This window comes from Streptomyces sp. JNUCC 64, from assembly GCF_054484115.1.
In genome coordinates this window covers 4,502,267-4,527,087 of record NZ_CM137015.1, presented here as the reverse complement: position 1 = coordinate 4,527,087, position 24,821 = coordinate 4,502,267, and the positions used below count along the sequence as shown (strand labels likewise).

Sequence of the window (24,821 nt, the reverse complement as noted above, 5' to 3'; positions counted from 1 at the left end):
CCGCACCTGTGCGTGACTGGCACTTCAACCTGGTGCTCGACGCCCCGCTCACCGAGGAGCAGTCGGACGCCCTGGACTGGTCCGACCGTTTCAACGACGGGCGGATCGGTCTCGCCGAGGCGCCGTGCTACTCCCGATTCATCTGCGCGTTCGCGGCGGAGACCCTGACGGAGGCGGTCGCGGACGCCCTCTCCTTCTTCGAGGAGCTACCGGGCGTCCTCGTCCGAAGCGTCGAACTCGATGAGACCGCCCTCGCGCACAACGGCATGGCCACCGTCGCCGTGGTGCCCGTCCCGCCGGAACCCGCCGACGCCGTCTGACCGCCCGGCCGGAGGGTAGCCCTGCCGTCGAGGCGCCCACCAGCGTCCTCCCTGCGCGCCCCCGGGCGACCCCAGGCGTCCCCGAGCTGTCCCGAGCGCGCCCGCTGGAAGGGCGCGCCCCGCACGGTGAGCCCCGCGCCCCGCGTTCCGGGGGACCGTACCGGCGCAGGGCAGCGACGCGCCAAGTCCCTTGCCCCGTAGCGCAGATGAGGAACTCAAGCGCGCTGATCGCGGCAACGTCACTACTTCTGGTGGACGTTGGGGCCGGATCCGTTTGGTTTGCGCCGTTGCGATCAGGATGCGGACGGCACGGCATCATCCGTTCGCAGAGAAGGTGGTTCCGCATGACCAGCGACCCGACCGCTCCCGCTCCCCCGGTCACCGAGGCGACGCTCACCGACATCGCCACCAACGGCGTCTGGGGGCCGGGCCACAGCGTCAGTCAGGCCGTCGTCGACGTGTCCCGGGCGCTGCTCGCCGCCCTCCAGGGCGAGGAGGGCGTCCAACTCCCGCCGGAGCTGGCGGAGCTGGTGGCCGAGGTGCGGGGGATCGCCACGATCGGGCAGCCCCGCGTCGTCGCGTCCGACGGCGTCCGGCTGTCGGCGTTCTCGGTCAAGCTGAAGGGCGACGCCCCGCACCCGGTGGTGATCGTGCCCGCCGGGTGGAACCCGTACGGCTGGCTGCCCTTCCTCTACGCGTACCTCAAGCTGGCGCAGCGCGGCTACCACGTACTGGCGTACTCCCCGCGCGGCATCGGCATCAAGGGCTGGCCGTCGACCTCCGAGGGGTTTGTCGACGTGGCCGGGCCGAACGACTGGGCCGACGGCTCCACTGTGATCGACTACGCGCAGGAGTCCCTGGAGCCCAGCCGGATCGGCTTCCTCGGCGAGTCCTACGGCTCCGGGATCAGCCAACTCGTCGCCGCGCACGACCCGGCCGGGCGGGTCGACGCCGTGGTCGCGCTGAGCACCTGGGGGAACCTCGCCACCAGCCTGTACAACAACCGCACCCGTCACCTCCAGGCCGTGCGGGCGCTGATCGACTTCACCGGGGGGCCGTTGGAGGAGAAGTTCGACGAGGGGGCCCAGCAACTCCTCAAGGACTTCCTGAGCGGCCAGAACCTGGACGACGTGGTCGCGTGGGGCACCGAGCGCTCCCCGGAGGCGTACGTCGACCAGACGAACGCGCGGGGCGTTCCCACGTTCATCTCGAACACCTGGCACGAGACGCTGTTCCCGGTCAATCCGGTGCTCGAACTCTTCGAGCGGCTCACCGTGCCGAAGCGGCTGAACCTGTGGATCGGCGACCACGGCGCCCCCGAGGGCCCCGGCCTGGTCGGGCTGGCTCCCGGGGCCCCGTTCCCCGGGCTGGCCGTGCCGTCGAGGGAGGCGTACGAGTGGCTGGACCACCATCTGCTCGGCGTCGCCAACGAGGTGCCGAACTGGTCGCCGGTGACCAGTCAGAGCATGTTCACCTACGAGACGGTCACCATCCCGGGCGGCACCAAGCTGATCACCGTCCCGGCGCGGCGGGAGTCCCACCCGTCCTGGTACGACGCCACCACCGGCAGCGAGTCCTGGTACCTCACCGGCGCCGGGGACACCGGTGACGGCTCGCTGACCGACAAGCCCGCCGTCGGGTGGTCGCGGGACTTCCAGGCCGGTGCCCTGACCTCCTCCGTCGCGGGCGAGCTGCTCAAGACCGGGCAGCGGGAGTGGTTCGGCAACCCCGATTCCTACGAGCTGGCGAAGTTCGAGCGCGACCAGTTGCTGGTCTGGTCGACCGAACCGCTGACCGGCTCCGACGACGTGGCCCGCCGGATCCGGGGCGCCGCCACCGTGCGGCTCAACGTGCGGAGCGACGTCGACGCCGCCACCCTGGTCGCGTACCTGTACGACGTCGCCCCGGACGGCACCGCCCGGCTCATCGCCCACGAGCCGTACACGGCCACCGACCTGACCCCGAAGGCCGACACCGCCGTCGTATGGTTCCTCCAGGCCGTCTCCTACGACCTGCCGACCGGGCACCGTCTCGCCCTGGTGGTCAACAGCCGCGACCCGCTGTACTCCTACGCGGGCTCGGACCTGCCCGCCCTCACCACCACCACGGTCAGCTCGGTGAGCGGGACCGAGGCCCGGCTGGACCTGCCGCTGGGCTGACGCCCCGGGGCCCCGGGCTCCACCGCCCGTGTACGTCGGCGGCCCGTCGCGACCGACCGGTGCGCGACGGGCCGCCGCCGTACGGGACCGGGCGTCCGTCTCAGCCCTGGGCGTCCGTCTCAACCCTGGGCGTCCCATTCAGCCCTGGGCGATCAGTTCCGCCAGCTGGACGCTGTTCAGCGCCGCACCCTTGCGCAGGTTGTCGCCGCAGACGAAGAGTTCCAGGGCGCACGGGTCGTCGAGGTTGCGCCGGAGCCGTCCGACCCAGGTCGGGTCGGTGCCCACCGCGTCGGCGGGGGTGGGGAACTCGCCCGCCTCCGGGTCGTCGGAGAGGACGACGCCGGGCGCGGTCGCGAGGACCTCCCGGGCGCGGTCCACGGTGACCTCGTCCTCGAAGCGGGCGTGCACGGTCAGGGCGTGGGTGGTGAGGACGGGCACCCGTACGCAGGTCGCGGTGACCCGGAGGTCCGGGAGGCCGAGGATCTTGCGGGTCTCGTCCCGCAGCCCCAGTTCCGCCGAGGACCAGCCGCCGTCCCGGACCGCACCGGCCCACGGCACGACGTTGAGGGCGACCGGTCCGGGGAAGGGCCCGGTGCGGTCGCCGACCGCGCGCCGGACGTCGCCGGGGGCGGTGCCCAGTTCCGTCCCGGCGACCAGCGCGAGTTGTTCGCGGAGGATGTCGACGCCCGCCTGACCCTCGCCGCTGACGGCCTGGTACGTGGAGACCAGCAGTTCGCGCAGCCCGAACTCCGCGTGCAGCGCGCCCACCGCGACGATCATCGACAGGGTGGCGCAGTCCGGACCGGCGACGATGCCGCGCGGACGGATCCGGGCGGCGTGCGCGTTGACCTCGGGGACGACCAGCGGCACGTCCGGGTCCGCCCGGAAGGCCGTCGAACCGTCGACGACCACCGCGCCCTTGGTGACGGCGACCGGCGCCCAGCGGGCGGCGACCTCGTCGGGCACGTCGAACACCGCGATGTCGACCCCGTCGAAGGCGTCCTCGGTGAGCGCCACCACCTCGGTCGCCTCCCCCCGCACGACGAGCGAGCGGCCCGCCGAACGGGGGGAGGCGATCAGCCGGATCTCGCCCCAGATGTCCGCGTGCTGGGACAGGATCTGGAGCATCACCGAGCCGACGATCCCGGTCGCTCCCACGACCGCGAGCGTCGGACGGCGGGTCATCGCCCGGTGCCTCCGTAGACGACCGCCTCGTCCGAGTCGGAGTCCAGGCCGAAGGCCGTGTGCACCGCCTGGACGGCTTCCTTGACGTCGTCGGCGCGGGTGACCACCGAGATGCGGATCTCGGAGGTCGAGATCAGCTCGATGTTCACGCCCGCGTTGCTGAGCGCCTCGAAGAAAGCGGCGGTGACGCCCGGGTTGGTCTTCATCCCGGCGCCGACCAGGGAGATCTTGGCGATCTGGTCGTCGTAGCGCAGGGACTCGAAGCCGACGCCCACCTTGGTGGACTCCAGCGCGGCGATCGCCTTGCGGCCCTCCGCCTTGGGGAGGGTGAAGGAGATGTCCGTCAGCCCGGTGGCGGCGGCCGACACGTTCTGGACGATCATGTCGATGTTGATCTCGGCGTCCGCGACGGCACGGAAGATCGAGGCGGCCTCGCCCGGCTTGTCGGGGACCCCGACGACCGTGATCTTCGCCTCGGAGGTGTCGTGTGCGACACCGGAGATGATGGCCTGCTCCACCTTGCGTTCTCCCTTGCCCGGATGTGGTTCGTTGCTGACCCAGGTGCCCTGGAGTCCGGAGAAGGACGAGCGTACGTGGATCGGGATGTTGTAGCGGCGCGCGTACTCCACGCAACGGTGGAGCAGCACCTTCGAGCCGGAGCTGGCGAGTTCCAGCATGTCCTCGAAGGAGATCCAGTCGATCTTGCGGGCCTTCTTCACCACACGGGGATCGGCGGTGAAGACGCCGTCCACGTCGGTGTAGATCTCGCAGACCTCGGCGTCCAGGGCCGCCGCGAGGGCGACGGCCGTGGTGTCCGAGCCGCCGCGACCGAGCGTGGTGATGTCCTTCTTGTCCGCCGAGACGCCCTGGAAACCGGCGACGATGGCGATGTTGCCCTCGTCCAGCGCGGTCCGGATGCGACCGGGGGTGACATCGATGATGCGGGCTTTGTTGTGGACGGAGTCGGTGATGACGCCCGCCTGGCTGCCGGTGAACGACTGGGCCTCGTGGCCCAGGTTTTTGATCGCCATCGCCAGCAGGGCCATGGAGATGCGCTCTCCGGCGGTCAGCAGCATGTCGAACTCGCGCCCGGCGGGCATCGGCGACACCTGCTCCGCGAGATCGATCAGCTCGTCCGTCGTGTCGCCCATCGCGGAGACCACGACAACCACCTGGTTGCCGTTCTGCTTGGCCTCGACGATCCGCTTGGCGACGCGCTTGATGCCCTCGGCATCGGCTACGGAGGAGCCTCCGTACTTCTGCACGACAAGGCCCACTTGCGTACGCTCCTCGCTCGGTCCGGTTTATCCGTCTTGGGGTGACCGGATCGGTCAGTTGGGGGTCAGGACAGTCTAACGATCGGGGCGGAACCGCCCCGAAGGGGTCGCATCCTGAGACGTGATGACCACGAAGTGATCAGGTCGTCATCTGCCCAGCCGACCGGCGCGGCACGCGCGAAGTGGGGCGACTCACAGCCCGCGCCCGCCTCGCGCCCGGTCCACACCCGGTCCGCGCCCGGCCCACACCCGGAGAAAGGCGGACATACGTCCCCCGATCGGGGGGTGGGTGGTCTTCCGGTTGTCCCTGGGCGGGGAGCGCCCGCCCAGGGGTGCCGGAGGCGGCGGAAGTACTGGAGGCGGAGGCGGCGGGGGTACTGGCGGCGGAGGTACCGGGGCGCCGACGTCAGCCGGAGGTGGTGCGCAGGCCCAAGGGGTGCGCGATCTCCTCGGTCATCACCCGGCCCGCCTCCTCGGCGAGGACGTCCTCGCCGAGGTCCTGGTCCGTGTCGAGGCCGTCCAGCTCCTGGAGGGGCTGGTTCAGCCGGACGTGCGCGACCAGCGACTGGAGCGCCCGCAGCGCGCCGGAGGCGGTGGAGCCCCAGTTGGAGAAGTACGAGAACTGCCACCACCACAGCGCCTCGGTGGTGCGTCCGGCCCGGTAGTGGGCCATGCCGTGCCGCAGGTCCGCGATGACGTCCGCGAGGTCGTCGGAGATCCGGCAGGGCACCGGCGCCTTGCGCGGCTCGTACGGGTCGAAGACCTCGGAGTAGACGTCGATCGGCTCCAGCAGCACGGCGAGCCGTTCCCGCAGGTCGTCCACGTCCGGCTCCGCGCCCAGGTCGGGCTCGTACCGCTCGTCGGGGACGATGTCCTCGTGCGCCCCGAGCCGCCCGCCCGCCAGCAGCAGCTGGGAGACCTCCAGCAGCAGGAAGGGCACCGCCGAGTCCGGCTCGTCCCCCTTGGCGACCTCGGTAACCGCGACCAGGAAGCTCGCGATCTGGTCGGAGATCTGGACCGCGAAGTCGTCGGGGTCCTGCGTCGTGGAGTGCAGCGTCACGTCAGACATCTAGGAGTCTTCTCCCCTCAAAGGCGCGGCCCAGGGTCACCTCGTCCGCGTATTCCAGGTCGCCGCCCACGGGCAGGCCGCTCGCGAGCCGGGTGACCCGCAGCCCCATGGGTTTGATCATCCGCGCGAGGTACGTGGCGGTGGCCTCGCCCTCCAGGTTGGGGTCGGTCGCCAGGATCAGCTCGGTGACCGAGCCGTCCGCGAGGCGGGCCAGCAGCTCACGGATGCGCAGGTCGTCGGGGCCGACGCCCTCGATCGGGCTGATCGCGCCGCCCAGGACGTGGTAGCGGCCCCGGAACTCGCGGGTCCGCTCGATCGCCACGACGTCCTTGGGCTCCTCGACCACGCAGATCACCGCCGGGTCCCGGCGGGGGTCCCGGCAGATGCCGCACCGCTCCTCCTGCGCCACGTTGCCGCAGACCTCGCAGAACCGGACCCTCGCCTTGACCTCCATCAGCGCCTGGGCCAGCCTGCGGACGTCCGTCGGCTCGGACTGGAGGATGTGGAAGGCGATCCGCTGCGCGCTCTTGGGACCGACGCCGGGCAGCCTGCCCAGTTCGTCGATGAGGTCCTGGACCACGCCTTCGTACAACGGAATCGGCCTTTCAGCGGGCCCGGCCGACGGCCGGGGTGATGCGGTCGGTGGTGCGGACGGTGCTGCCGTGGCGGTCGGCGACCGGGGGCCGGGTGGGGCTCACGGTTCGCTTCCCTCGTCGTGCTTCGTTGTGTCTCGTTGTGCTTCGTTGCGCCTCGTCGTCCTTCGTTGTCCTTCGTTGGTAACCGTAGTTGCCCACGGGCCGCCGTTGAAGCGTTGGGACGCCTCCGTCTCTCGCCGCCGTTCCTCCGGGCGGTTCTCAGACGGCTCCCCGTGGGCCCTCCGGTCGTTCCTCCGGTCGTTCCTCCGGTCGGTCAGAAGGGCAGGCCCGGGATGGAGCCGCCGCCGAGGCCCTGGGCCAGCGGGCCGAGCTTCTCGCCCTGGAGCCGCTGGGCGTTCTCGTTGGCCGCCTGGACCGCCGCGACCACCAGGTCCGCGAGGGTCTCGGTGTCGTCCGGGTCGACGGCCTTGGGGTCGATGACCAGACCGCGCAGCTCGCCGGAGCCGGTCACCGTGGCCCGGACGAGGCCGCCGCCCGACTGGCCCTCGACCTCGGTCGCCGCCAGTTCCTCCTGCGCCCGCGCGAGGTCCTGCTGCATCTTCTGGGCCTGCTGGAGCAGCTGCTGCATGTTGGCCTGGCCACCACCGGGAATCACGATCAGCTCCTGTTGCCGACGCCTGGCGCGTCGGCGGACGACGGTACGACGGTCGGCGGGTTTCCCCGCCTGGCACGAGCCTACGTGCTCCGGGGACGGCTCGCCCCAGCACTCTTTCGGGTGACACGGCGCCCCCGTCCCCGTCCGGCCGCGCACCGCCCCCGGGCCCGCATCCCGCGAACCGGCGCCCGTGACCGCCCCCGGGGCGGCGGCCCGGGGCCCGTCGGGTGCGCGGGGCACCTCCCCCGCGTCACGTACGGTCACCTCACGGGCACGGAAACGGGACGGACGCGGGCCGGATCGGCCGGATCGCCCACACGGTCCGAACGAACGCGTGTGCGACCTGTGGACACGTGGACCCGTGGGGTCCGTGGGGTCTGTGGGTCCACACGTCCACGGGTCCGTACGTCCACGGGTCCGTGGGTCTGTGGCCGTGACCCGGTCGCGGTCCGGTACCGGGCTCGGGTCCGGTACCGGGCTCGGTCCTGGCCGGTCCGGGGTTCCCCTGGTCCGGTCCGGGTCCGGTCCGGGTCCGGTGCGCGTTCCGGGTCGTGTCCTCCGGCCCCGGTCACGGCCCCGGCCGGGTGTCCGGGCGGCCGGTCCGGGTCGGCGGTGGGCACGCGGGCGGTGGGTGAGTGGCGAGCGGTGAGCGGTGGAGCGGTGCGCAGTAGAGCGGTGAGCGGTGGGCGGGTGGTACGAGCGGTGCTAGCAGGGCGAACGGTGCGCGTGGTGGCCGGACGGCGTGGACGGTGCGGGCGACGGCACGGTCCTGCTCGGTCCGCACGGTGCGGGCGACGGTGCGGATGGTGCGGGACGTGCGGACGGTGGACGTGTCGGGCGACGGACGGGCCCGGACGGGGCGCGTCCTCCGTCCCCGGGCCGAGGACCGACGGACCCGGGCCGAGGACCGACGGACCCGGACGGCGCCCGGACGGGCCGGGACCGGGGACGTACGGGCGTCGTGGACGGCGGACGGACGGGCGAGGCGACGAGGGGAGTGCCGGGTGAGTCAGCCGGAGATGCGGCCCGAGGGACCGTCCGAGGGGAACCCGCCGGACGGCCGTGACGGGGGCAGGGGCCTGCGGCCGGGTGATCTGGTGGGGCGCGGACTGCCGCTCGGGGACTGGGACGACCCGGCGGAACGGCTCGACGAGCTGTACCGCTGGGTGGAGCGCGGGGCACTGGACATGGCCGAGTGGTACCTCGCGGACCGGGTGTGGAAGCGCAGGTGGGCGCGGGTGCTGCGGGCCGGGGCCGCCGCGCTGACGGTGATCGGGGTGGTGCTGCCGCTGGCCGACCCGTCGGGGACGGGGGGCGCGGTCGCCCGGTGGGGGTACCTGGCGCTGCTGCTGGCCGTGGCGTGCGTGGGGTGCGACCGTTTCTTCGGGCTGACGTCCGGCTGGATGCGGGACGTGGCGACCGCGCAGGCGGTGCAGCGCAGGCTCCAGGTGCTCCAGTTCGACTGGGCGTCCGAGTGCGTCCGGGAGGTGCTCGGCCCCGCCGAGGGGACCGCCTCGGAGGCGGTCGAACGGTGCCTGGGGGTGCTGCGGCGTTTCTCCGACGACGTGCTGGAGCTGGTGCGGGTGGAGACCGCGGACTGGATGGTGGAGTTCCGCGGGGGGCCCGCGCCGCTGGGGTTGCAGATGGGGTGCGTGGGGGCCGGGGGCGGCGGACGCCCGGACGGTACGGTGCCCGCGCGGTTCGCCCTGACCCATCCGTCGGCCACCGCCCGGCCCAACATGCCGCGACAGCGACCGCCGGAGCCACGCTGAGCGCTTCGCGGGTCGCCTTCGTCCGGTCCGGGTGCCTGGGCTGGTCGCTCCCGGGTGCCCGCGCCGGTTCTGGGGCCCCGCCCGTCGGGTGCTCGCGCGGTTGGGCGTCGCGCCGTGCGGGTGCGGGGAGTGGCTCCGTGCGGGTGCGGGGTGGTCGCTCGCGCCGTTCCCCGCGCCCCTTGGGTGCTGCCTCGGACGGTGCGCTGTCTTCCTTCGCTCCGTCGTGGTTCCCCGCGACCCTGGCGGGGCTGTCAGCTGAGCCCCGGTGGCGGGAATCCGCCTTGGAGGGGCTGCCGTCCGCGCGCCAGACTGGGCCGTCCGTCCCGGTCCGACGCCGGGCCCGACCTCTCCCGAGGACCCAGCGGTGATCAGTCTCGAACAGGCGGCGGCACTGGCCCGGACGTACGTGGCGGAGGACCCGCTCAACTCCGCGGTGGATCTGATCCATATCGAAGGACGAGTGGCCGTTCAGGACGGTCACGCCTACTTCGGGTACCAGAACCGGCCGTACCTGGAGACCGGCGATCTTTCCCATATGACCGTCGGAATCGGCCCCGTCCGAGTCGATCTGAACACCGGCGAGTGCAAGATGCTCGGTTCCCTCCAAGCCCGGGAACTGAACTTGTTCGACACCGACGGGATGGTTCTGCCTGGCCCTGGCGGATGGCAGTTCGTCCCCTCCGGACTGCTGGACGCCTGGCGCGCCGTCTTCGAGGCCGAGCCCGACGCCTCCGACCTGTCCGGGCCCTGTCCCGGGTGCGACGCCCGGGACCTCCACCGTTGGTACCGGGCGGACCAGGCCGTGGACGAGATCATCGACGAGGTCATCGACGGGGTCCACATCGTCGGCGACGGCTGGCGGATCGAGTGGTGCGCCGCGTGCCACATCTACCAGGACGACGAGAGCCTCATCCCCGGCTCCTGGTGCTCCCCCTACGACGTCCCCGACAGCCATGTCATGGACGTCGTCTTCGCCCGTCCCGCCGAAGCCGCCAGGCAGGCCGAGCTCGCGGCCGACGGAGGACGGCGAGCCCCTGACGGTCCGGAGCTTCCCTCCCGCGCGCCCGGTGACGGGACTCCGGAAGGGAGCCGACCGCAGTGACAGCGGGCAGCAGCGAGTTCGCGTTCCTCTGGGACGGATCGGAGGAAGGCTGGGCGGTCCTCCGACTGGACGCCGAGTCGGGCACCATCTACAACGTCAGGACCCACATGGCGCTCGTCATCGAGGACGACGACGAGCACGAACGCGCCATCCAGTCGATGAAAGAGCACGGGCTCCCCGTCCTGGACTCCCTCCCGTGACCCACTACCCGGACCTGTCCCCCTACTCCTACGAGGAGGGGGACGGGCTTCCGCTCAACGTCGGATGGCTGGGCGCGGGCCGGGCGTACGCCCGTGGGGTCGTGGACGACCGGGTGGTGGACGCGTTGCGGATGCTCAGCGCCACGTACGAGAACCAGATGCGCGGGGTCCACTTCTGTGAGTTCTGTGCCGTGGACCGGCCCACCGTCCTCGGCGGGCCGGACCTCGCCACCACGGTGTGGCTCGGGTCGGCGGAGATCCGGGTGACGGGCGCGGACGGCACGGCCTACGCCGCGCCCAACCTGGTGATCCACTACATCACCGACCACCTCTACCGGCCGCCGGAGGAGTTCTGCCGGGCGGCCCTGGAAGCCGTCGGGGTGGAGGCGGACGGGCCGTTGACCTTGAGCGAGTGACAGGCGGGGCCGTGCGTGCTCAGGGGGTCGCGGGGCGGGGAGGCGTGGCCCCCGTCGCCGTCGTCAGCGGGTCGTGGGGCGGGCGGTTCAGGAGGGGGGTGAGGTCGGGGCCGGGGGCGGCGAGGAAGCCGTGGCGGACGGCGGTGGCGAGGGAGACCAGCATCGGGGGCTGGAAGGGCAGCAGGCCCGGGGCGGACAGCACGCGGCGGCGGTACTCGGAGAGGCCGACGTCGCGGTGCGGGACGCCGAGGCGGTCGGCGACCGCGCGGGCCGTGAGCGGGGTGGTGCCGGTCAGTTCCAGGACGCGGCCCGTGTGCGGGGCCGGGTCCGCCGCGACGGCCGCCGCCACGGCGGCCAGGTCCGCTCGGGCCACCGCCGCGAGCGCCCCGTCCCCGAAGGGCGCCTCCAGGACCTCGTCCGACCAAGTCAGCAGCGCGCCGAAGAGTTCGGCGTAGAGGCCGTTGCGCAGGATCGTCCAGGGCGTCGGGCCCTCGCGCAGCAGACGTTCCGTCGCCCGGTGCGCGAGGGCGAAGCCCAGGTGGTCGCCCGCGCCCGTCAGGCTCGTGTACACGACGTGGCCGACGCCGTCGCGGGCCGCCGCGTCCAGCACGGCCGTGTGCCGTCGGATCACCCGGTCGTCCTCCGCGTACCCCGCCGAGACCAGCACCAGGACGTCCGTCCTGGTGAGGTCGAGGCCCGCCGGGTCGTCGAAGTCCAGGCGCCGGACGCCCTCCCCCGGGGTGCGGCTGCCGCCCGTGGCCCGGGCGCCCCGCGCGCGCAGTTCCGTCAGGACGGCCGCACCGAGGTGCCCGTTCGCTCCGGTCACCAGGATCACGTCGTGACCTCCGTTCGTGGTTCTCTGCGGTAACTACGGTCGATCGTCACCGGGTCGTCCACCGCCCACAAGGAGGCAGTCTCATGTCACCCACGCACACCGGGGTAACCGGCCCCGCCGCGCTGGAGCCTTGCGGACGCGAGGACCATCCCGACTGCGGCATCCGTGACGTCCTCGACCGGCTCGGGGACCGCTGGTCGGTGCTGGTGCTCGTGGAACTCGCGGGCGGGACACGGCGGTTCAGGGAGTTGCAGCGCGCGATCGACGGGATCTCGCAGCGCATGCTGACGCTGACCGTGCGGCGGCTGGAGCGGGACGGGCTGGTGACGCGCACCGTGTACGCGACGGTCCCGGCCCGGGTCGACTACCGGCTGACCGGCACCGGGGCCAGCCTCACCCATCTGGTGCGGGCCCTCGCCGACTGGTCGCTGGACCATCGCGAGGGCATCGCCGGGGCGCGCGCCGCGTACGACCTGGAGCACCCGGGCCACAGCGTCCAGTAGTCCGGTGCAGTCCGGCGGTCGGGTGGTCCGGCAGTCCGGCGGTCGGGTGGTCCGGTGCGGTCGTGCGGGCGGCGCGGGGGCGGAACCCCCGCGCCGCCCGGGCCGCTCGCGCCGCCCGGGCCGTCGAGCCGCTCGGGCGGCGCGGGGCGCCGGTCGCGGGCGGGGCGCGGGATCAGCTGAAGATGATCATCGAGCCCTGGGCGAGGCTGCGGGTGGCCGCCGCGTGGAGGCCGAGCCAGACGTGGCGCTCGCGGGCGTAGGGGCCGCCGTCCAGCGGCACCGGGGCCGCGGGCTCCTCCAGGGCGGTGGGGCCGGACGGGGGGCGGGGGGACGCGGGCGGGTTGCGCGGGTCTATGCCGATCGCCGGGGCCACGTACTCCAGCTCCCGCAGCAGGCCCTGCGAGGAACCCAACGGACCGCCCCCGGCGAGCAGTTCGTCGTTGGAGAGCGGGGCGGCGAAGTCCAGCGGGACGTACGCCCCGGCGTGGTCGTAGTGCCAGACCAGGTGCGACTGCTGGGCCGTCGGCTCGAACATCTCCAGCAACTGCTCGTAGTCCCCGCCCAGTTCGTCCACGGGGGTCACGGTCAGCCCGCACAGTTGGAGCAGGTACGCCCGGCGGAGGAAGTGCAGCGCGTCGTAGTCGAACCCGGCGACGGGGGCGACGTCCCCGGACAGCCCCGGCATGTACGCGTACACCGGCACCGGAGGCAGCCCGGCCTCGGCCAGGGTGCGGTCGTAGAGCGCGAGTTCCTCGGCGAAGGGGTTGTCGGGGCTGTGGCAGAGCACGTCGACGAGCGGGACCAGCCAGAGGTCGCAGGCCAAGGGTGGGCTCTCCTTGCGGTAGTCCGTGGACAGGGGGCTCGGCGCGCGCCGTCCACTACGGCGCGCGCCCCGGTCAACGGAAGATTAATGCGCACGGGCCGTTCCGGCGCCCGGTCGGCGGGAGCGGGACGGGAACCGGCCGGGAACAGGGGGGACCCGGGGCGCTCAGTCGGTCGCCGGGCCGCCCGACAGCCGCTCGATGAGGCCCAGCGCATGGGCGTTGTACGCGGCGAAGACCGCGCGGGCGACCGTCCGGTCCCGTCGGGCCAGGGCGTCCACCAGCTCGGTGTGCGCGGCCCACAGCCGTCCCGCGAGGTCCGGTTCGCGGCGCAGCAGCGGCACCGCGCAGGTCCAGGACTGGACGCGCAGCCGGTGCAGGAAGTCGGTGAGGTACGGGTTGCCGAAGACCGCGCCGAGTTCCCGCCAGAAGCGCAGGTCGTAGCCGATCAGGACGTTGAGGTCCCCGGCGAGCGCGGCCCGTTGGGCCTCCTCGCCGCGCCGCCGCACGGCCCGCAGCGCCTCCTCGACCTCGGCGCTCCAGGCGTCCCCGGTGAGGCCGCGGAAGAGCGCGTCGGTGATCAGGGCGCGGGCCTCGATCATGCCCCGGAAGTCCGCGAACGAGTACTCGCGGACCTGGAAGCCGCGGTGCTGGACGGCGTCGAGGAGGCCCTGCGCGGAGAGGTCGACCAGCGCCTCCCGCACGGGCGTCGCGGAGACCCCGTACTGTTCGGCGATCTCCTTGACGGTGAACTCCTGGCCGGGCTGGAGACGGCCCGCCAGCACCTCGTCGCGCAGGGCGTCCGCGATCTGCTGGCGCAGGGTGCTCCTGGTGACGGCGGTGGCGCCCGTCCCGGCGCCGCCGTGACCTCTCGTGCCGTCTCCGCCGCCGGTTACGGTGCCGGACATGTGCGCGCCCCTCCCCCGCGTGACGGGTCCGAAATCGCTCTGACGAGCGGAGGCAACCCTACGCGGTCGGCGGGCCTCCGGCGGCCCGGGGAACCCGTCCGGTTCCCGGCGTTTCCCGCCGGGGCCCGCCGGACGTCACACCGTGTAGGTGTCGGCCACCGTCAGCGCCGCGTCGAGGGCGGCGAGCCCCTCCTTCGCCTCCTCGTCGGTGAGGTTGCAGGGCGGAACGACGTGGGTGCGGTTCATGTTGACGAACGGCCAGATCCCGTTGCGCTTGGCGGCGGCGGCGAACGCGGCCATCGGCGCGTTGTCCTCGCCGCTGGCGTTGTAGGGGACGAGCGGTTCGCGGGTCTCCCGGTCGCGGACGAGTTCCAGGGCCCAGAACGCGCCGGTGCCCCGGACCTCCCCGACGCTGGGGTGGCGGTCGGCGAGGGCGGCGAGCCCGGGGCCGAGCACCTCGCGGCCGAGGCGTTCGGCGGCGCCCACGACGTCCTCGTCGGCCATCACCTGGAGGGTGGCGATGGCCGCCGCGCAGGCCAGCGGGTGGCCGGAGTAGGTGAGGCCGCCGGGGTAGGGGCGGCGGGCGAAGGTGGCGGCGATCTCGGGGGAGATCGCGACGCCGCCCAGCGGGACGTACCCGGAGTTGACGCCCTTGGCGAAGGTCAGCAGGTCCGGGACGACGCCGTGGTGCTCGGCGGCGAACCACTTCCCGGTGCGGCCGAAGCCCGCCATGACCTCGTCGAGGACCAGGACGATGCCGTACGCGTCGCACAGTTCGCGGACCCCGGCGAGGTAGCCGGGCGGCGGGGGCATGATCCCGGCGGTGCCGGGGATCGTCTCCAGCACGATCGCGGCGATCGTGCCCGGCCCCTCGAAGGCGAGGGTGTCGGCGAGGTGCGCGAGCGCCCGGTCCCGCTCCTGTTCCTCCGTCCCGGAGTGGAACGGGGAGCGGTAGAGGAAGGGTCCCCAGAAGTGGACGACGCCCGCCGCGCCGGTGTCGGAGGGCCAGCGGCGCGGGTCACCGGTGAGGTTGATCGCGGCGGAGGTGGCCCCGTGGTACGAGCGGTACGCGGAGAGCACCTTGGGGCGTCCGGTGTGCAGCCGGGCCATCCGGACGGCGTTCTCCACGGCCTCGGCGCCGCCGTTGGTGAAGAAGATCCGGTCCAGGTCGCCGGGGGTGCGCTCGGCGATCAGCCGGGCCGCCTCGGAGCGGGCCTCGACGGCGAACGCGGGCGCGAAGGTGGCGAGCCGGGCCGCCTGGTCCTGGATGGCGGCGACCACCCGGGGGTGCTGGTAGCCGATGTTGGTGAAGACGAGTCCGCTGGTGAAGTCGAGGTAGCGGTTGCCCTCGTAGTCCCAGAAGTGCGCGCCCCGCGCGCCCGCGACGGCGAGCGGGTCGATGAGTTCCTGGGCGGACCAGGAGTGGAAGACGTGGGCGCGGTCGGCGGCCTTCACCGCGGCGCCCGTGACGGGGTCGGGCTGCGGGGGCTCGGGGGTGCTGCCGGTCGGCTGAGGGGTCATGGGCGGAGCGTAGGCGGCGGGAGCCGGGCTCCGGTATCGGCGGCTTGTACGGGAGTGGGGGCGCGGGGCGGACAGTTCGTCCAGTCCGGGCCTTCCGGTCTCCGGTCGTCCGGCACCTTTTGATTGACAGCTTACTGTCAATCATGACAGTCTGCTGTCACAAGGTCGAGCACGTCGAGCACATCGAACAAACCGAGCGCCTCGGAGGTCGTCATGAGCGGTTCGCAGCACACCACCGCCCCCCGCAAGCCCGTGTACCTGGCCGTCTACGACACGTTCGCCGACTGGGAAACCGGGCACACCACCGCCTTCCTCGCCCGTGGCGGCTACGAGGTCCGCACCGTCGCCCCGACCGGAGCGGCCGTGACCAGCATCGGCGGGCTGCGGGTCCAGCCCCACGCCGCGCTGGACGAACTGGCCCCCGGTGACGCCTCGCTGCTGATCCTGCCGGGCGCCGACCGCTGGGACACCGGCGACGAGCTGGCCCCCTTCGCCCGGGTCGCCCGGACCTTCCTCGACGCCGGGGTGCCGGTCGCCGCGATCTGCGGCGCCACCGCCGGGCTCGCCCGCGAGGGGCTGCTGGACGACCGCGCCCACACCAGCTCGGCGGCGCCCTATCTGGCGGCCACCGGGTACGCGGGCGCCGCCCGGTACGTGGAGACGGACGCCGTCACCGACGGCGGGCTGATCACCGCCGGGTCCACCGAGCCGGTCGCCCTCGCCCGCGAGACGCTGGGACTGCTCGGGGTCTTCGAGGGCGAGCTGCTGGACGCCTGGTACCGGCTGTTCCACCACTCCGACCCGACCGCGTACGCGGTGCTGGCGGCGGCCGACGGGGGCGAGGACGGCTCCCGGGACGGGTCCGGGGCGGGGTCCGGCGATGAGTGAGGCGGGCGCGGTGAGCGAGGCGGACGGAGTCAGCGAGGCGGGCGGGACGGACGGGACGGGCACGGCTGACGGAACGGGTTCCGTGGACGGTACGGGCACTGCCGACAGGACGGGCGGCGTGGACGGGACGGGCGCGGCTGACGGAACGGGCAGGGGGCGGGCGCGGCAGGACCTGCTCAGCGCCACCGCGCTCGGGGTGTTCCGGCTGAACGGTCAGTTCCTCGCCGTCTCCGAGGAGCTGGCCGCCCCCGCCGGGCTGTCGGCGGCCCGCTGGCAGGTGCTGGGCGCGGTGCTCCACGAGCCGTTGCCGGTCGCGGGCGTCGCCCGGGCCATGGGCATCACCCGGCAGAGCGTGCAGCGGATCGCGGACGTCCTGGTCGGGCAGGGACTCGCGGAGTACGCACCCAACCCGGCACACCGCCGCGCCAAGTTGCTGCGGCCCACCGGGGCGGGACGGGCGGCGGTGGAGCTGATCGGCCCGGGGCACGCCCGGTTCGCCGCGCTCCTCGCCGCCGAACTGGGCGACGAGGAGTTCGCGGCCACCGTCCGGACCGTCGAGCGGCTGTCGGCGGCGCTGGACCGGATCGCCCGGGAGGGGCGGGGGTAGGGCCCGAGGCGGGGCCGGGCCGGAGACGGGACGGTCAGGGACGGGTCAACCGAGCTTGCCCAGGCCCCGTTGGAGGTCCTCCGCGTTCATCACGGGCAGCACCTCGACGTCCGCGCCCATCTCCATGAAGAACGGCTCCCCGGCGGGCACCAGGTCGGAGCTGTCTTCGAGGTCCAGGACCAGCAGACAGGTCCGCCGCCCGCCGAGCGGGAGGAAGTAGGCCGCCTCGGGCTTGAGGTGGTCCATGGTCTGCTGGATCAGATGCGGCATCTTGCCGCTGCGCAGCAGCTCGTTGCCCTTCTCGGTGTCCAGAGTGGCCCGGAGCATCACACGCATCGCAACTCACCTCGACTGGGACTGTCCCCCCGTTCCCCTTTTTCTCCAGAATATTCCTAAAAGCGGGAATCGCCCTCTGATCGATCGAAGGGGGCGGCGACGACGGCCGGGGCGTGCGGTGCGCCTGAGGCGCGGCACACCGCGTGAGGCCGGACTGAAATGACCGAAAAGCGCCGTAAGTGATGGCCGTGCCCCTGGGCCGCTCCCACAATGCCCTCCATGAAGTTCAGCTACGCGATGCTGCCCGACCACTCCGTCAGTGAGGCCCTCGCCTCCATCGAGCTGGCCGACGAACTCGGTTTCCACGCCTGCTACGCGGCCGACGAGACCTGGCACAAGGACCTCTGGGTGCTGTTCGCCGCCGCCGCGACCCGGACCCGTTCGATCCGGCTGGGCCCCAGTGTCACCCCCGTGCTGCTGCGGGAGCCCAGCCATGTGGCGCAGGCGGTGGCCACCCTGGACGAACTCTCCGGCGGACGGGCCGAGGCGGTGCTCTCCAGCGGCAACACCGGACTGCTGGAGCAGTACCGGATCGACCCGGCGGGGCTGAAGCCCCTGTCCCGGACCAAGGAGGCGCTCCATGTGGTGCGCACCCTGCTGGACGAGGGCGCCATCACCTTCGACGGGGAGTTCTACCGGTACGACGGGCTGTTCACCTTCGCCCGGCCGGTCCAGGAACGGCTGCCGCTGAAGCTGGGCGGGATGCGCGGGCCCCGGACCTTCGAGGCGGCGGGCGAGCTGTCCGACGGCGTCCACCACGCGCTGAGCTACACCCGCGAGGCGTACGAGTACATGGTCCGCCATCTGCGGATCGGCGCCGAGCGCGCCGGACGGGACGTCGCCGACCTGGACATCGGGGCCTGGGTGGTCTTCGCCACCGCCGAGGACTCCGCCGCCGCGCGGGAGGCGGCCCGCAGCATGGTCGGCATCTACGCCTCGGCGATGCCCGAGGAGCAGCTGTTGCGCAACGGTGTCGACCCCGGGGAGCTGAAACCCGCCATCGCGGCGATCCGGGACGGGGACCTGGCCCGGGGCATCGAGCTGACCTCGCCCGAGGTGGCCGAGCGGCTCTCCGTGTCGGGGACCCCGGAGGAGTGTCTGGAGAAGATCCGCACCGAGATCGAGCCCGCCGGGGTGAACCACGTGATCTGCGCGGTCACCGACCGCACCCTGGTGCGGGCCTTCACCGGACGGGACCTGCCGGAGGTGCCGGAGACCCGGGAGCAGCTGCGGCTGATCCACGACCGGATCATGCCCGCCTTCGGCTGACCGCCCCCGCCCCCGTCCCCTCCTCCGCCGGCCCCTCCTGCCGGGCCTCCTCCGCCCCGGAGTTCCTCCGGTCGGACGTCTTCCGGCCGGGGCCCGGACCTGCGGTCCGACCGGTCGCGACGACGAGTGCCCCCGACCGGTCGGACCGGTCGGGGGCACTCGTCGTCCTCATCCGGGGCGACCCGGAGGAAGGATCAGGATCAGGATCAGAGGAAGGAGTTGATCTCGATCGTCTGGGTGCGGCCGGGGCCGACGCCGATCGCGGAGATCGGGGCGCCCGACATCTCCTCCAGCGCCTTCACGTACGCCTGGGCGTTCTTCGGCAGGTCGGAGAACGACTTGGCGCCGGTGATGTCCTCGTTCCAGCCCGGCAGCTCCTCGTAGACCGGCTTCGCGTGGTGGAAGTCCGTCTGCGAGTAGGGCAGCTCCTCGACGCGCTTGCCGTCGATCTCGTACGCGACGCAGACCGGGATGCGCTCCCAGCCGGTGAGCACGTCGAGCTTGGTGAGGAAGAAGTCGGTCAGCCCGTTGACCCGGGTCGCGTAGCGGGCGATCGGGGCGTCGAACCAGCCGCAGCGGCGGTCCCGGCCGGTGGTGACGCCGCGCTCGCCGCCGATGCGCCGCAGCGCCTCGCCGTCCTCGTCGAACAGCTCGGTCGGGAACGGACCGGCGCCGACCCGGGTGGTGTACGCCTTCAGGATGCCGATGACCCGGCTGATCCGGGTGGGGCCCACGCCCGCGCCGGTGCAGGCGCCGCCCGCGGTCGGGTTGGACGAGGTCACGAAGGGGTACGTGCCGTGGTCGATGTCGAGCAGGGTGCCCTGACCGCCCTCGAACAGGACGACCTTGTCCTCGTCCAGCGCGTTGTTGAGGATCAGCGTGGTGTCGGCGACGTACCGCTCGATCTGCTCCGCGTAGCCGAGCAGCTCCTCCACCACCTGGCCGACGGCGATCGCGCGGCGGTTGTAGAGCTTGGCCAGCACCTGGTTCTTGAAGTCGAGGGACGCCTCGACCTTCTGGGTCAGGATCGACTCGTCGTAGAGGTCCTGGACCCGGATGCCCACCCGGTTGATCTTGTCCGCGTAAGTGGGGCCGATGCCGCGCCCGGTGGTGCCGATCTTCCGCTTGCCGAGGAAACGTTCCGTGACCTTGTCGACGATAACGCTGTACGGCGTGATGACATGCGCGTTTCCGCTGATCAGCAGCTTGGACGTGTCGACGCCGCGGTCGTTCAGACCGCTCAGCTCGGAGAGCAGGACCGACGGGTCCACCACGACGCCGTTGCCGATGACGGGAACGCAGTCCGGGGAGAGGATTCCGGAGGGGAGCAGGTGGAGCGCGTACTTCTGGTCGCCCACGACGACCGTGTGGCCGGCGTTGTTGCCGCCCTGGTAGCGCACCACGTAGTCGACCGAACCACCGAGCAGGTCGGTGGCCTTCCCCTTGCCCTCATCACCCCACTGAGCACCGAGCAGCACAAGTGCGGGCACAGGCGTACACCCCTTCCGGGCGGGGCATGTCCAGGGTCAGGGGCGTACGCGTCGCACACCCCGGCGACCCTCGTCGGCCGCAAACCCGTCGGACCGGTGCCCCGGAATAGACGAAGCCCCTGGCGCAATAGCGCAAGGGGCTCTTGCACAAAGATGCTACCCGAGGAAGCGAGGAAGGACCGAGGTGTCGGTTTCCGACCAGCTGCTGGTCCTCGTCGACCCGGTCGCCCGGCGGCACGACGGGGAGTCGGTCCGGATCGCGAAAGACGTGCTCAGCGGGGGTGCGGGCGTGAAGGTGTGCCTGCCGGAGGGCCCCGAGGAGTTCGCCCGTTCCCTGGCCCGCCGGGGCACCCGGCGACCGGTTGTGATCGGTGATGACCAGGCCCTGCGGCGGACGGTGGCCCTGCTCCACCGGGAACGGGTGCTCGACAGCACCCCGCTGGCCCTGGTGCCCGTCGGGGGCGAGGTCTCCCTGGCGAAGTCGCTGGGCGTCCCCACCGGGGCGGTCGGGGCGGCGCGGGCCGTGCTGGAGGGCACCGGGCGGCGGCTCCACCTGCTCGTGGACGACAGCGACGGGGTGGTCCTCGGCGGGCTGCGCATCCTCTGCGGGGACGGGACCGATCCCGTCCCGCCGTCCTCGCCCGCCGCCCGGGGCGGCTGGCTGCGGACCGGCTGGGCGCGGGTGCTCGGGGTCTCCTCCTCGGTGGCCGCCCGGGACGCGGGGGCCTCGGTGCGGGTGCGGGTGGAGGTGGACGGGCGGACCGTGGTGGACCTCGGGGCGCCGGTGGAGGCGGTGGGGCTGGCGCCGGGCGAGGGCGGGGGGTGCGAGGTCGAGGTGCGGTTGGCCGCCGCCGGGGCGGGGGCCAGGGTGTCGCGGGCGCGGGGGCGGGTGGTGAGCGTGTCCGGGGCGGACTTCCGGTACCGGGCCGACGCGGTGGCCTCCGGCCCGGTTCGGCGGCGGACGTGGACGGCTCGGGACGGGGGGTGGGTCCTGACGTTGCCCCGGGGGGTCTGAGGGGTCCGGGTCCGGGGTCCGGGGTCCGGTCGTCGGGTTTCCGTCGGGGTGGGTCGCTCGCGCAGTTCCCCGCGCCCCTGTTTGGGCACCCAACCGGCCCAGGGGCGCTGTCCCTGACGGGGCCCTCCCGGGGGCCGGTCGCCGGCTCTCCGCCGGGGGCGGTTGCTCGCGCAGTTCCCCGCGCCCCTGGTGGGGCGCCCAACCGGCCCGGGGGTGCTGTCCCTGACGGGGTCCTCCCGGGGGCCGGTCGTCGGGTTTCCGTTGGGGGAGGTTGCTCGCGCGGTTCCTCGCGCCCCTGGTGGGCGCCCGGCCGGGCGGGGGTGTCGGGCCCCGTCAGGGGCGCGGGGAACTGCGCGAGCGGGCACGGCGGACCCGCACCGGACCACGGAGAACGGGTGGCACGCGCCCGAAGGGGCGCGGGGAACTGCGCGGACGGCCACAGCGGGCCCGCACCCGGCCGACCGGGCCCGGCAGGGCGTGCCCGAAGGGGCGCCGGGCGGGGCGGAGGGTCAGAGGTTCAGGGTGGACCGGTGGGTCTGCCAGCGGGTCATGAGGTCCGCCAGCTCCCGCTCCAGGAACTCGAAGAAGAGCAGCGTCTCCGCCACCCGGCGTCCCGCCGGGGTGTCGGCGCCCAGGCTGACGACCCCCTCCCGCATCGCCTCGGCCCACCGCTTCAGCACCGCGTCCCGGTTGGTCAGCGCCTCGTACCACTGGGTGCCGTGCACCACGTACCGCTCGCGCCGCGAGCCGGGCTCCCGCTGCCGGGTCACCATGTGCTGCTGCGCCAGGTACCGCACCGCGCCCGACACCCCGGCCGGGCTGACCTTGAGCTGTTCGCCCAGTTCGGCGGCGGTCATCGAGCCCCGGTCGGAGGCGAGGATCGACGCGAAGACCCGCGCGGCCATCGGCGGCATGCCCGCCGTGACGAGTTGCGCGGCGAAGTGCTCGACGAAGTGCGCGACCCCGGCCTCGTCCCGCCGGGAACCGGGGTCCAGCCGGGAACCCTCGTCCCGCCGGGGACCCGGGTCCCCCCGGAACCCCTCGTCCAGCGGCGAACCGTGGGCGTTCTCCGTCATGCCTGATCATCTCCTCGCGCCCGGCCGCCTGGTCAGGAGGTTATACGCTTTCCTATCTTCACAAATTTCTGAAACTAGCGTACCTTCCGAATCATGACGAAGGCCATCACCGTGTCCGGACTCCGCAAGTCCTTCGGCCGCACCCGCGCCCTCGACGGACTCGACCTCGACGTGCGGACGGGCGAGGTCCACGGGTTCCTCGGGCCCAACGGAGCCGGGAAGTCCACCACCATCCGGGTCCTCCTCGGGCTGCTCCGCCCCGACGGCGGCGCCGCCCAGGTCCTCGGCCGCGACCCGTGGCACGACGCCGTCCCCCTGCACCGCCGGGTCGCCTACGTCCCCGGGGACGTCACCCTCTGGCGCAACCTCAGCGGCGGCGAGGTGATCGACCTGTTCGGACGGCTGCGCGGCGGCCTCGACCGCGCCCGCCGCGACCGGCTCGTCGAACGCTTCGAACTCGACCCCACCAAGAAGGGCCGCGCCTACTCCAAGGGCAACCGTCAGAAGGTCGCCCTCGTCGCCGCCCTCGCCTCCGACGTGGACCTGCTGGTCCTGGACGAGCCCACCTCCGGCCTCGACCCGCTGATGGAGGAGGTGTTCCAGGACTGCGTCCGCGAGGAACGCGACCGGGGCCGCACCGTGCTGCTCTCGTCCCACGTGCTCAGCGAGGTGGAGGCGCTCTGCGACCGGGTCAGCATCGTCCGCCGGGGCCGCACCGTCGAGAGCGGCTCCCTCGCCGATCTGCGGCACCTCACCCGTACCAGCGTCAGCGCCGAACTCGCCGCCCCGCCCGACGGCCTCGACCGGCTGCCCGGCGTCCACGACCCGCGGGTCAGCGGCCACCGCGTCCGGCTCCAGGTCGACACCGACCGGCTCGACGGCGTCCTGCGCGCCCTCACCGCCTCCGGCGTGCGCTCGCTGACCGCCTCCCCGCCCACCCTGGAGGAACTCTTCCTGCGGCACTACCAGACCGAAGAGGTCGACGGCGGCGCGGACGGCGGCCCCACGGCGGTGACCCGGTGAACGCCCCCGCCCCCGCCCCGACCCCGTCCGGGACGTCCGGGATGTCCAGGACATCCGGGACGTCCGCCCGCGCCCCGCGCTCCGGACCGTTCACCGGCACCGGAACCCTGCTGCGCCTCGCCCTGCGCCGCGACCGGATCGTCCTCCCGGTCTGGGTCGCCGCCATCGCCGCCATGGTGCTGAGCGTCCCCGGCACCATCGACGGCCTCTACGGAACGGCCGCCGAACGCGCGGACTTCGCCCGTTCCGTCACCGCCAACGGCTCCCTGCGCGCCCTGTACGGACCGGCGTTCGGGGACTCGGTCGGCGCGCTCACCGCGATGCGCGTCGGGGTCTTCGCCGCCGTGTTCGCCGCGCTGATGAGCCTGCTCCTCGTCGTCCGGCACACCCGCGACGAGGAGGAGAGCGGACGTCAGGAACTCCTCTCGTCCGCCGTCCTCGGCCGCCGCGCCCCGCTCACCGCCGCGCTGCTGACCGCCGTCCTCGCCAACGCGGCGCTCGCCCTGCTGATCACCGCCGGGATGTGGGGCCGGGGCGGCGCCGGGGCCCTCGCGCTCGGACTGGGCACCGGCGCCGCCGGGGTCCTCTTCGCCACCACCGCCGCCGTCGCCGCGCAGCTCACCGAGAGCGGACGGCTCGCCCGGGGCCTCGCCGCCGGGGTGCTCGGCGCGGCGTTCGTCCTGCGCGCGGCCGGGGACGCCGGGACCGCCGACGGGTCCTCCGTCCTCACCTGGCTCTCCCCGTTCGGCTGGACGGAGCACCTGCGCGCCTACGCCGGTGAGCGCTGGTGGACGCTGCTGCCGCCGGTCGCCGCCGTCCTCGCCCAGTCGGCCGCCGCGTTCGCGCTCGCCGCCCGCCGGGACGTCGGCATGAGCTTCCTGCCCGCCCGCCCCGGACCGGCCCGGGGCGCCCTGGGCACCGCCGGGGCGCTGGCCCTGCGGCTCCAGCGCGGCGCCCTGGCGGGCTGGGGCGCCGGGTTCCTGGTGGGCGGGGTCGTCTTCGGCGGGATCACCACCGGGGTGGCGGACCTCGTCGGCGAGAACGAACGGACCCGGGAGCTGCTCCAGCGGATGGGCGGCGCCACGGCCGTCACCGAGGCGTTCCTCGGCACGATGGCCGGGATCTTCGGGCTGGTCGCCGGGGTGTACGCGGCCTCGGCGGTGCTGCGGCTGCGCGCCGAGGAGGTCTCCGGACGCGCCGAACCGCTGCTGGCCGCGCCGCTGGGCCGGATCCGCTGGGCGGCCGGTCATCTGGCGGTCGCCTTCGGCGGCTCCGCGCTGCTCCTGCTGCTGAGCGGGGCGGGCCTCGCCCTCGGCTACGGACGGGACCCGGGCCAGGCGCTGGCCGCCTCGCTGGTCCAGCTCCCGGCGGTGTGGGTGATCGGGGCACTCGCCGTCCTGCTGACCGGGGCCTCCCCCCGGCTGGCCCCGCTGGCCTGGGGGGTCGCGGGCGGCGCGCTGCTGCTGGGCTGGATCGGCCCCGCGCTGGACGTACCGGGGTGGGTGCTGGACCTCTCCCCGTTCGGACACCTGCCCAGGCTCCCCGGCGAGGACCTCCGGTGGACCCCGGTGGTGGCGCTGACGCTGCTGGCGGCGGCCCTGGTGACGGCGGGCCTCACCGCCCTCCGCCGCCGCGACCTCGTCCCTTCGTGAGCCCTTCCGTTCACGGGGCCGGGCGGTTCGTGGCCCGTACGTTCACGGCCCGGACGGCTCGCGGCCCGTACGTTCACGGCCCGGACGGCTCGCGGCCCGTACGCTCCCGGCCCGGACGGCTCGTGA

The 24,821-nt window shown here is 73.4% G+C and carries 25 protein-coding genes; 13 read left to right on the top strand and 12 right to left on the bottom strand.

The window, feature by feature from the left end; translation table 11 throughout:
* The first annotated feature begins 8 nt into the window (after positions 1-8).
* Entirely contained in the window at positions 9-320 is a 312-nt protein-coding gene (locus ACVWNX_RS18740) for a hypothetical protein (protein WP_454414830.1), read from the top strand.
* 344 nt (positions 321-664) lie between these two features.
* On the top strand, positions 665-2,479 hold the full coding sequence (locus ACVWNX_RS18735; protein ID WP_454408397.1) for an alpha/beta fold hydrolase: 1,815 nt from the start codon (positions 665-667) through the stop codon (positions 2,477-2,479).
* Positions 2,480-2,617: 138 nt separating this feature from the next.
* On the opposite strand, the gene ACVWNX_RS18730 is transcribed toward ACVWNX_RS18735, so the two are convergent.
* The 5 genes from ACVWNX_RS18730 to ACVWNX_RS18710 all read right to left on the bottom strand — a co-directional run bounded on the left by ACVWNX_RS18730 (position 2,618) and on the right by ACVWNX_RS18710 (position 7,261).
* The gene (locus ACVWNX_RS18730; protein ID WP_454408395.1) at positions 2,618-3,664 is read right to left on the bottom strand and encodes an aspartate-semialdehyde dehydrogenase; all 1,047 of its coding nucleotides are present in this window, start codon (positions 3,662-3,664) and stop codon (positions 2,618-2,620) included.
* Positions 3,661-4,941: an aspartate kinase gene (locus tag ACVWNX_RS18725; RefSeq protein WP_454408393.1), complete on the bottom strand. Its 1,281-nt coding sequence runs from the start codon at positions 4,939-4,941 to the stop codon at positions 3,661-3,663. Before ACVWNX_RS18725 ends, ACVWNX_RS18730 begins: the two co-directional genes overlap by 4 nt.
* A gap of 406 nt (positions 4,942-5,347) precedes the next feature.
* Positions 5,348-6,010, bottom strand: a complete 663-nt coding sequence (locus ACVWNX_RS18720; protein ID WP_454408391.1) for a DUF5063 domain-containing protein — start codon at positions 6,008-6,010, stop codon at positions 5,348-5,350.
* The gene (recR, locus tag ACVWNX_RS18715; protein ID WP_454408389.1) at positions 6,003-6,602 is read right to left on the bottom strand and encodes a recombination mediator RecR; all 600 of its coding nucleotides are present in this window, start codon (positions 6,600-6,602) and stop codon (positions 6,003-6,005) included. Before recR ends, ACVWNX_RS18720 begins: the two co-directional genes overlap by 8 nt.
* A gap of 317 nt (positions 6,603-6,919) precedes the next feature.
* The gene (locus ACVWNX_RS18710) at positions 6,920-7,261 is read right to left on the bottom strand and encodes a YbaB/EbfC family nucleoid-associated protein (protein ID WP_454408387.1); all 342 of its coding nucleotides are present in this window, start codon (positions 7,259-7,261) and stop codon (positions 6,920-6,922) included.
* Positions 7,262-8,265: 1,004 nt separating this feature from the next.
* Here ACVWNX_RS18710 and ACVWNX_RS18705 point away from each other — a divergent pair.
* From ACVWNX_RS18705 to ACVWNX_RS18690, 4 genes are all read left to right on the top strand, one after another.
* The gene (locus tag ACVWNX_RS18705; RefSeq protein ID WP_454408386.1) at positions 8,266-9,033 is read left to right on the top strand and encodes an SLATT domain-containing protein; all 768 of its coding nucleotides are present in this window, start codon (positions 8,266-8,268) and stop codon (positions 9,031-9,033) included.
* Positions 9,034-9,397: 364 nt separating this feature from the next.
* Positions 9,398-10,135 carry a hypothetical protein gene (locus ACVWNX_RS18700; RefSeq protein WP_454408384.1) on the top strand — a complete coding sequence of 246 codons (738 nt, stop codon included), beginning with the start codon at positions 9,398-9,400 and terminating at the stop codon, positions 10,133-10,135.
* Positions 10,132-10,335, top strand: coding sequence for a hypothetical protein (locus tag ACVWNX_RS18695; RefSeq protein WP_454408383.1), 204 nt, complete (start codon positions 10,132-10,134; stop codon positions 10,333-10,335). The genes ACVWNX_RS18700 and ACVWNX_RS18695 overlap by 4 nt, the downstream gene beginning before the upstream one ends.
* Entirely contained in the window at positions 10,332-10,751 is a 420-nt protein-coding gene (locus tag ACVWNX_RS18690) for a DUF7919 family protein (RefSeq protein ID WP_454408382.1), read from the top strand. The genes ACVWNX_RS18695 and ACVWNX_RS18690 overlap by 4 nt, the downstream gene beginning before the upstream one ends.
* Before the next feature lie 19 nt (positions 10,752-10,770).
* Here the strand turns inward: ACVWNX_RS18690 and ACVWNX_RS18685 are convergent, their stop codons facing one another.
* Positions 10,771-11,586, bottom strand: coding sequence for an NAD(P)H-binding protein (locus ACVWNX_RS18685; RefSeq protein WP_454408381.1), 816 nt, complete (start codon positions 11,584-11,586; stop codon positions 10,771-10,773).
* An 83-nt stretch (positions 11,587-11,669) separates the two neighbouring features.
* Here ACVWNX_RS18685 and ACVWNX_RS18680 point away from each other — a divergent pair, with 83 nt between their 5' ends.
* Complete coding sequence (locus ACVWNX_RS18680; protein WP_454408380.1) at positions 11,670-12,089, top strand: winged helix-turn-helix transcriptional regulator; 420 nt, start codon at positions 11,670-11,672, stop codon at positions 12,087-12,089.
* Positions 12,090-12,261: 172 nt separating this feature from the next.
* Here the strand turns inward: ACVWNX_RS18680 and ACVWNX_RS18675 are convergent, their stop codons facing one another.
* The 3 genes from ACVWNX_RS18675 to ACVWNX_RS18665 form a co-directional block, all read right to left on the bottom strand.
* The gene (locus tag ACVWNX_RS18675; protein ID WP_454408378.1) at positions 12,262-12,912 is read right to left on the bottom strand and encodes a hypothetical protein; all 651 of its coding nucleotides are present in this window, start codon (positions 12,910-12,912) and stop codon (positions 12,262-12,264) included.
* Positions 12,913-13,077: 165 nt separating this feature from the next.
* Positions 13,078-13,818, bottom strand: a complete 741-nt coding sequence (locus tag ACVWNX_RS18670) for a GntR family transcriptional regulator (protein ID WP_454408377.1) — start codon at positions 13,816-13,818, stop codon at positions 13,078-13,080.
* Between the two features lie 135 nt (positions 13,819-13,953).
* Positions 13,954-15,339 (bottom strand): aspartate aminotransferase family protein, encoded by a 1,386-nt coding sequence (locus ACVWNX_RS18665; protein WP_454408376.1) that lies wholly within the window; start codon positions 15,337-15,339, stop codon positions 13,954-13,956.
* A 213-nt stretch (positions 15,340-15,552) separates the two neighbouring features.
* Here ACVWNX_RS18665 and ACVWNX_RS18660 point away from each other — a divergent pair, with 213 nt between their 5' ends.
* Together ACVWNX_RS18660 and ACVWNX_RS18655 are read left to right on the top strand one after the other, a co-directional pair.
* Positions 15,553-16,227 carry a DJ-1/PfpI family protein gene (locus ACVWNX_RS18660; RefSeq protein WP_454408374.1) on the top strand — a complete coding sequence of 225 codons (675 nt, stop codon included), beginning with the start codon at positions 15,553-15,555 and terminating at the stop codon, positions 16,225-16,227.
* Between the two features lie 118 nt (positions 16,228-16,345).
* Complete coding sequence (locus ACVWNX_RS18655) at positions 16,346-16,834, top strand: MarR family winged helix-turn-helix transcriptional regulator (RefSeq protein WP_454414829.1); 489 nt, start codon at positions 16,346-16,348, stop codon at positions 16,832-16,834.
* A gap of 45 nt (positions 16,835-16,879) precedes the next feature.
* On the opposite strand, the gene ACVWNX_RS18650 is transcribed toward ACVWNX_RS18655, so the two are convergent.
* Positions 16,880-17,170, bottom strand: coding sequence for a hypothetical protein (locus ACVWNX_RS18650; RefSeq protein ID WP_454408372.1), 291 nt, complete (start codon positions 17,168-17,170; stop codon positions 16,880-16,882).
* A gap of 219 nt (positions 17,171-17,389) precedes the next feature.
* Between ACVWNX_RS18650 and ACVWNX_RS18645 the strand changes: the two genes are divergently transcribed.
* Complete coding sequence (locus ACVWNX_RS18645; protein WP_454408370.1) at positions 17,390-18,439, top strand: LLM class flavin-dependent oxidoreductase; 1,050 nt, start codon at positions 17,390-17,392, stop codon at positions 18,437-18,439.
* Positions 18,440-18,645: 206 nt separating this feature from the next.
* On the opposite strand, the gene ACVWNX_RS18640 is transcribed toward ACVWNX_RS18645, so the two are convergent.
* Complete coding sequence (locus ACVWNX_RS18640; RefSeq protein WP_454408369.1) at positions 18,646-19,929, bottom strand: adenylosuccinate synthase; 1,284 nt, start codon at positions 19,927-19,929, stop codon at positions 18,646-18,648.
* Positions 19,930-20,113: 184 nt separating this feature from the next.
* Here ACVWNX_RS18640 and ACVWNX_RS18635 point away from each other — a divergent pair, with 184 nt between their 5' ends.
* Positions 20,114-20,944 (top strand): diacylglycerol kinase family protein, encoded by an 831-nt coding sequence (locus ACVWNX_RS18635; protein ID WP_454408367.1) that lies wholly within the window; start codon positions 20,114-20,116, stop codon positions 20,942-20,944.
* Between the two features lie 509 nt (positions 20,945-21,453).
* On the opposite strand, the gene ACVWNX_RS18630 is transcribed toward ACVWNX_RS18635, so the two are convergent.
* Positions 21,454-22,020 carry a GbsR/MarR family transcriptional regulator gene (locus tag ACVWNX_RS18630; protein WP_454408366.1) on the bottom strand — a complete coding sequence of 189 codons (567 nt, stop codon included), beginning with the start codon at positions 22,018-22,020 and terminating at the stop codon, positions 21,454-21,456.
* Positions 22,021-22,113: 93 nt separating this feature from the next.
* Here ACVWNX_RS18630 and ACVWNX_RS18625 point away from each other — a divergent pair, with 93 nt between their 5' ends.
* Both ACVWNX_RS18625 and ACVWNX_RS18620 read left to right on the top strand, forming a co-directional pair.
* The gene (locus ACVWNX_RS18625; RefSeq protein WP_454408364.1) at positions 22,114-23,043 is read left to right on the top strand and encodes an ABC transporter ATP-binding protein; all 930 of its coding nucleotides are present in this window, start codon (positions 22,114-22,116) and stop codon (positions 23,041-23,043) included.
* 41 nt (positions 23,044-23,084) lie between these two features.
* Positions 23,085-24,695, top strand: a complete 1,611-nt coding sequence (locus ACVWNX_RS18620) for an ABC transporter permease (protein ID WP_454408362.1) — start codon at positions 23,085-23,087, stop codon at positions 24,693-24,695.
* The last annotated feature ends 126 nt before the right edge of the window (positions 24,696-24,821 follow it).

Excerpts from the sequence above, each read along its gene's own strand:
- ACVWNX_RS18660 (WP_454408374.1), top strand. The coding sequence starts at position 15,553 with ATGAGCGGTTCGCAGCACACCACCGCCCCCCGCAAGCCCGTGTACCTG.
- ACVWNX_RS18680 (WP_454408380.1), top strand. The coding sequence starts at position 11,670 with ATGTCACCCACGCACACCGGGGTAACCGGCCCCGCCGCGCTGGAGCCT.
- ACVWNX_RS18645 (WP_454408370.1), top strand. The coding sequence starts at position 17,390 with ATGAAGTTCAGCTACGCGATGCTGCCCGACCACTCCGTCAGTGAGGCC.
- ACVWNX_RS18670 (WP_454408377.1), bottom strand. The coding sequence starts at position 13,818 with ATGTCCGGCACCGTAACCGGCGGCGGAGACGGCACGAGAGGTCACGGC.
- ACVWNX_RS18735 (WP_454408397.1), top strand. The coding sequence starts at position 665 with ATGACCAGCGACCCGACCGCTCCCGCTCCCCCGGTCACCGAGGCGACG.
- ACVWNX_RS18650 (WP_454408372.1), bottom strand. The coding sequence starts at position 17,170 with ATGCGTGTGATGCTCCGGGCCACTCTGGACACCGAGAAGGGCAACGAG.
- ACVWNX_RS18665 (WP_454408376.1), bottom strand. The coding sequence starts at position 15,339 with ATGACCCCTCAGCCGACCGGCAGCACCCCCGAGCCCCCGCAGCCCGAC.
- ACVWNX_RS18730 (WP_454408395.1), bottom strand. The coding sequence starts at position 3,664 with ATGACCCGCCGTCCGACGCTCGCGGTCGTGGGAGCGACCGGGATCGTC.
- ACVWNX_RS18720 (WP_454408391.1), bottom strand. The coding sequence starts at position 6,010 with ATGTCTGACGTGACGCTGCACTCCACGACGCAGGACCCCGACGACTTC.
- ACVWNX_RS18630 (WP_454408366.1), bottom strand. The coding sequence starts at position 22,020 with ATGACGGAGAACGCCCACGGTTCGCCGCTGGACGAGGGGTTCCGGGGG.
- ACVWNX_RS18620 (WP_454408362.1), top strand. The coding sequence starts at position 23,085 with ATGTCCAGGACATCCGGGACGTCCGCCCGCGCCCCGCGCTCCGGACCG.
- ACVWNX_RS18625 (WP_454408364.1), top strand. The coding sequence starts at position 22,114 with ATGACGAAGGCCATCACCGTGTCCGGACTCCGCAAGTCCTTCGGCCGC.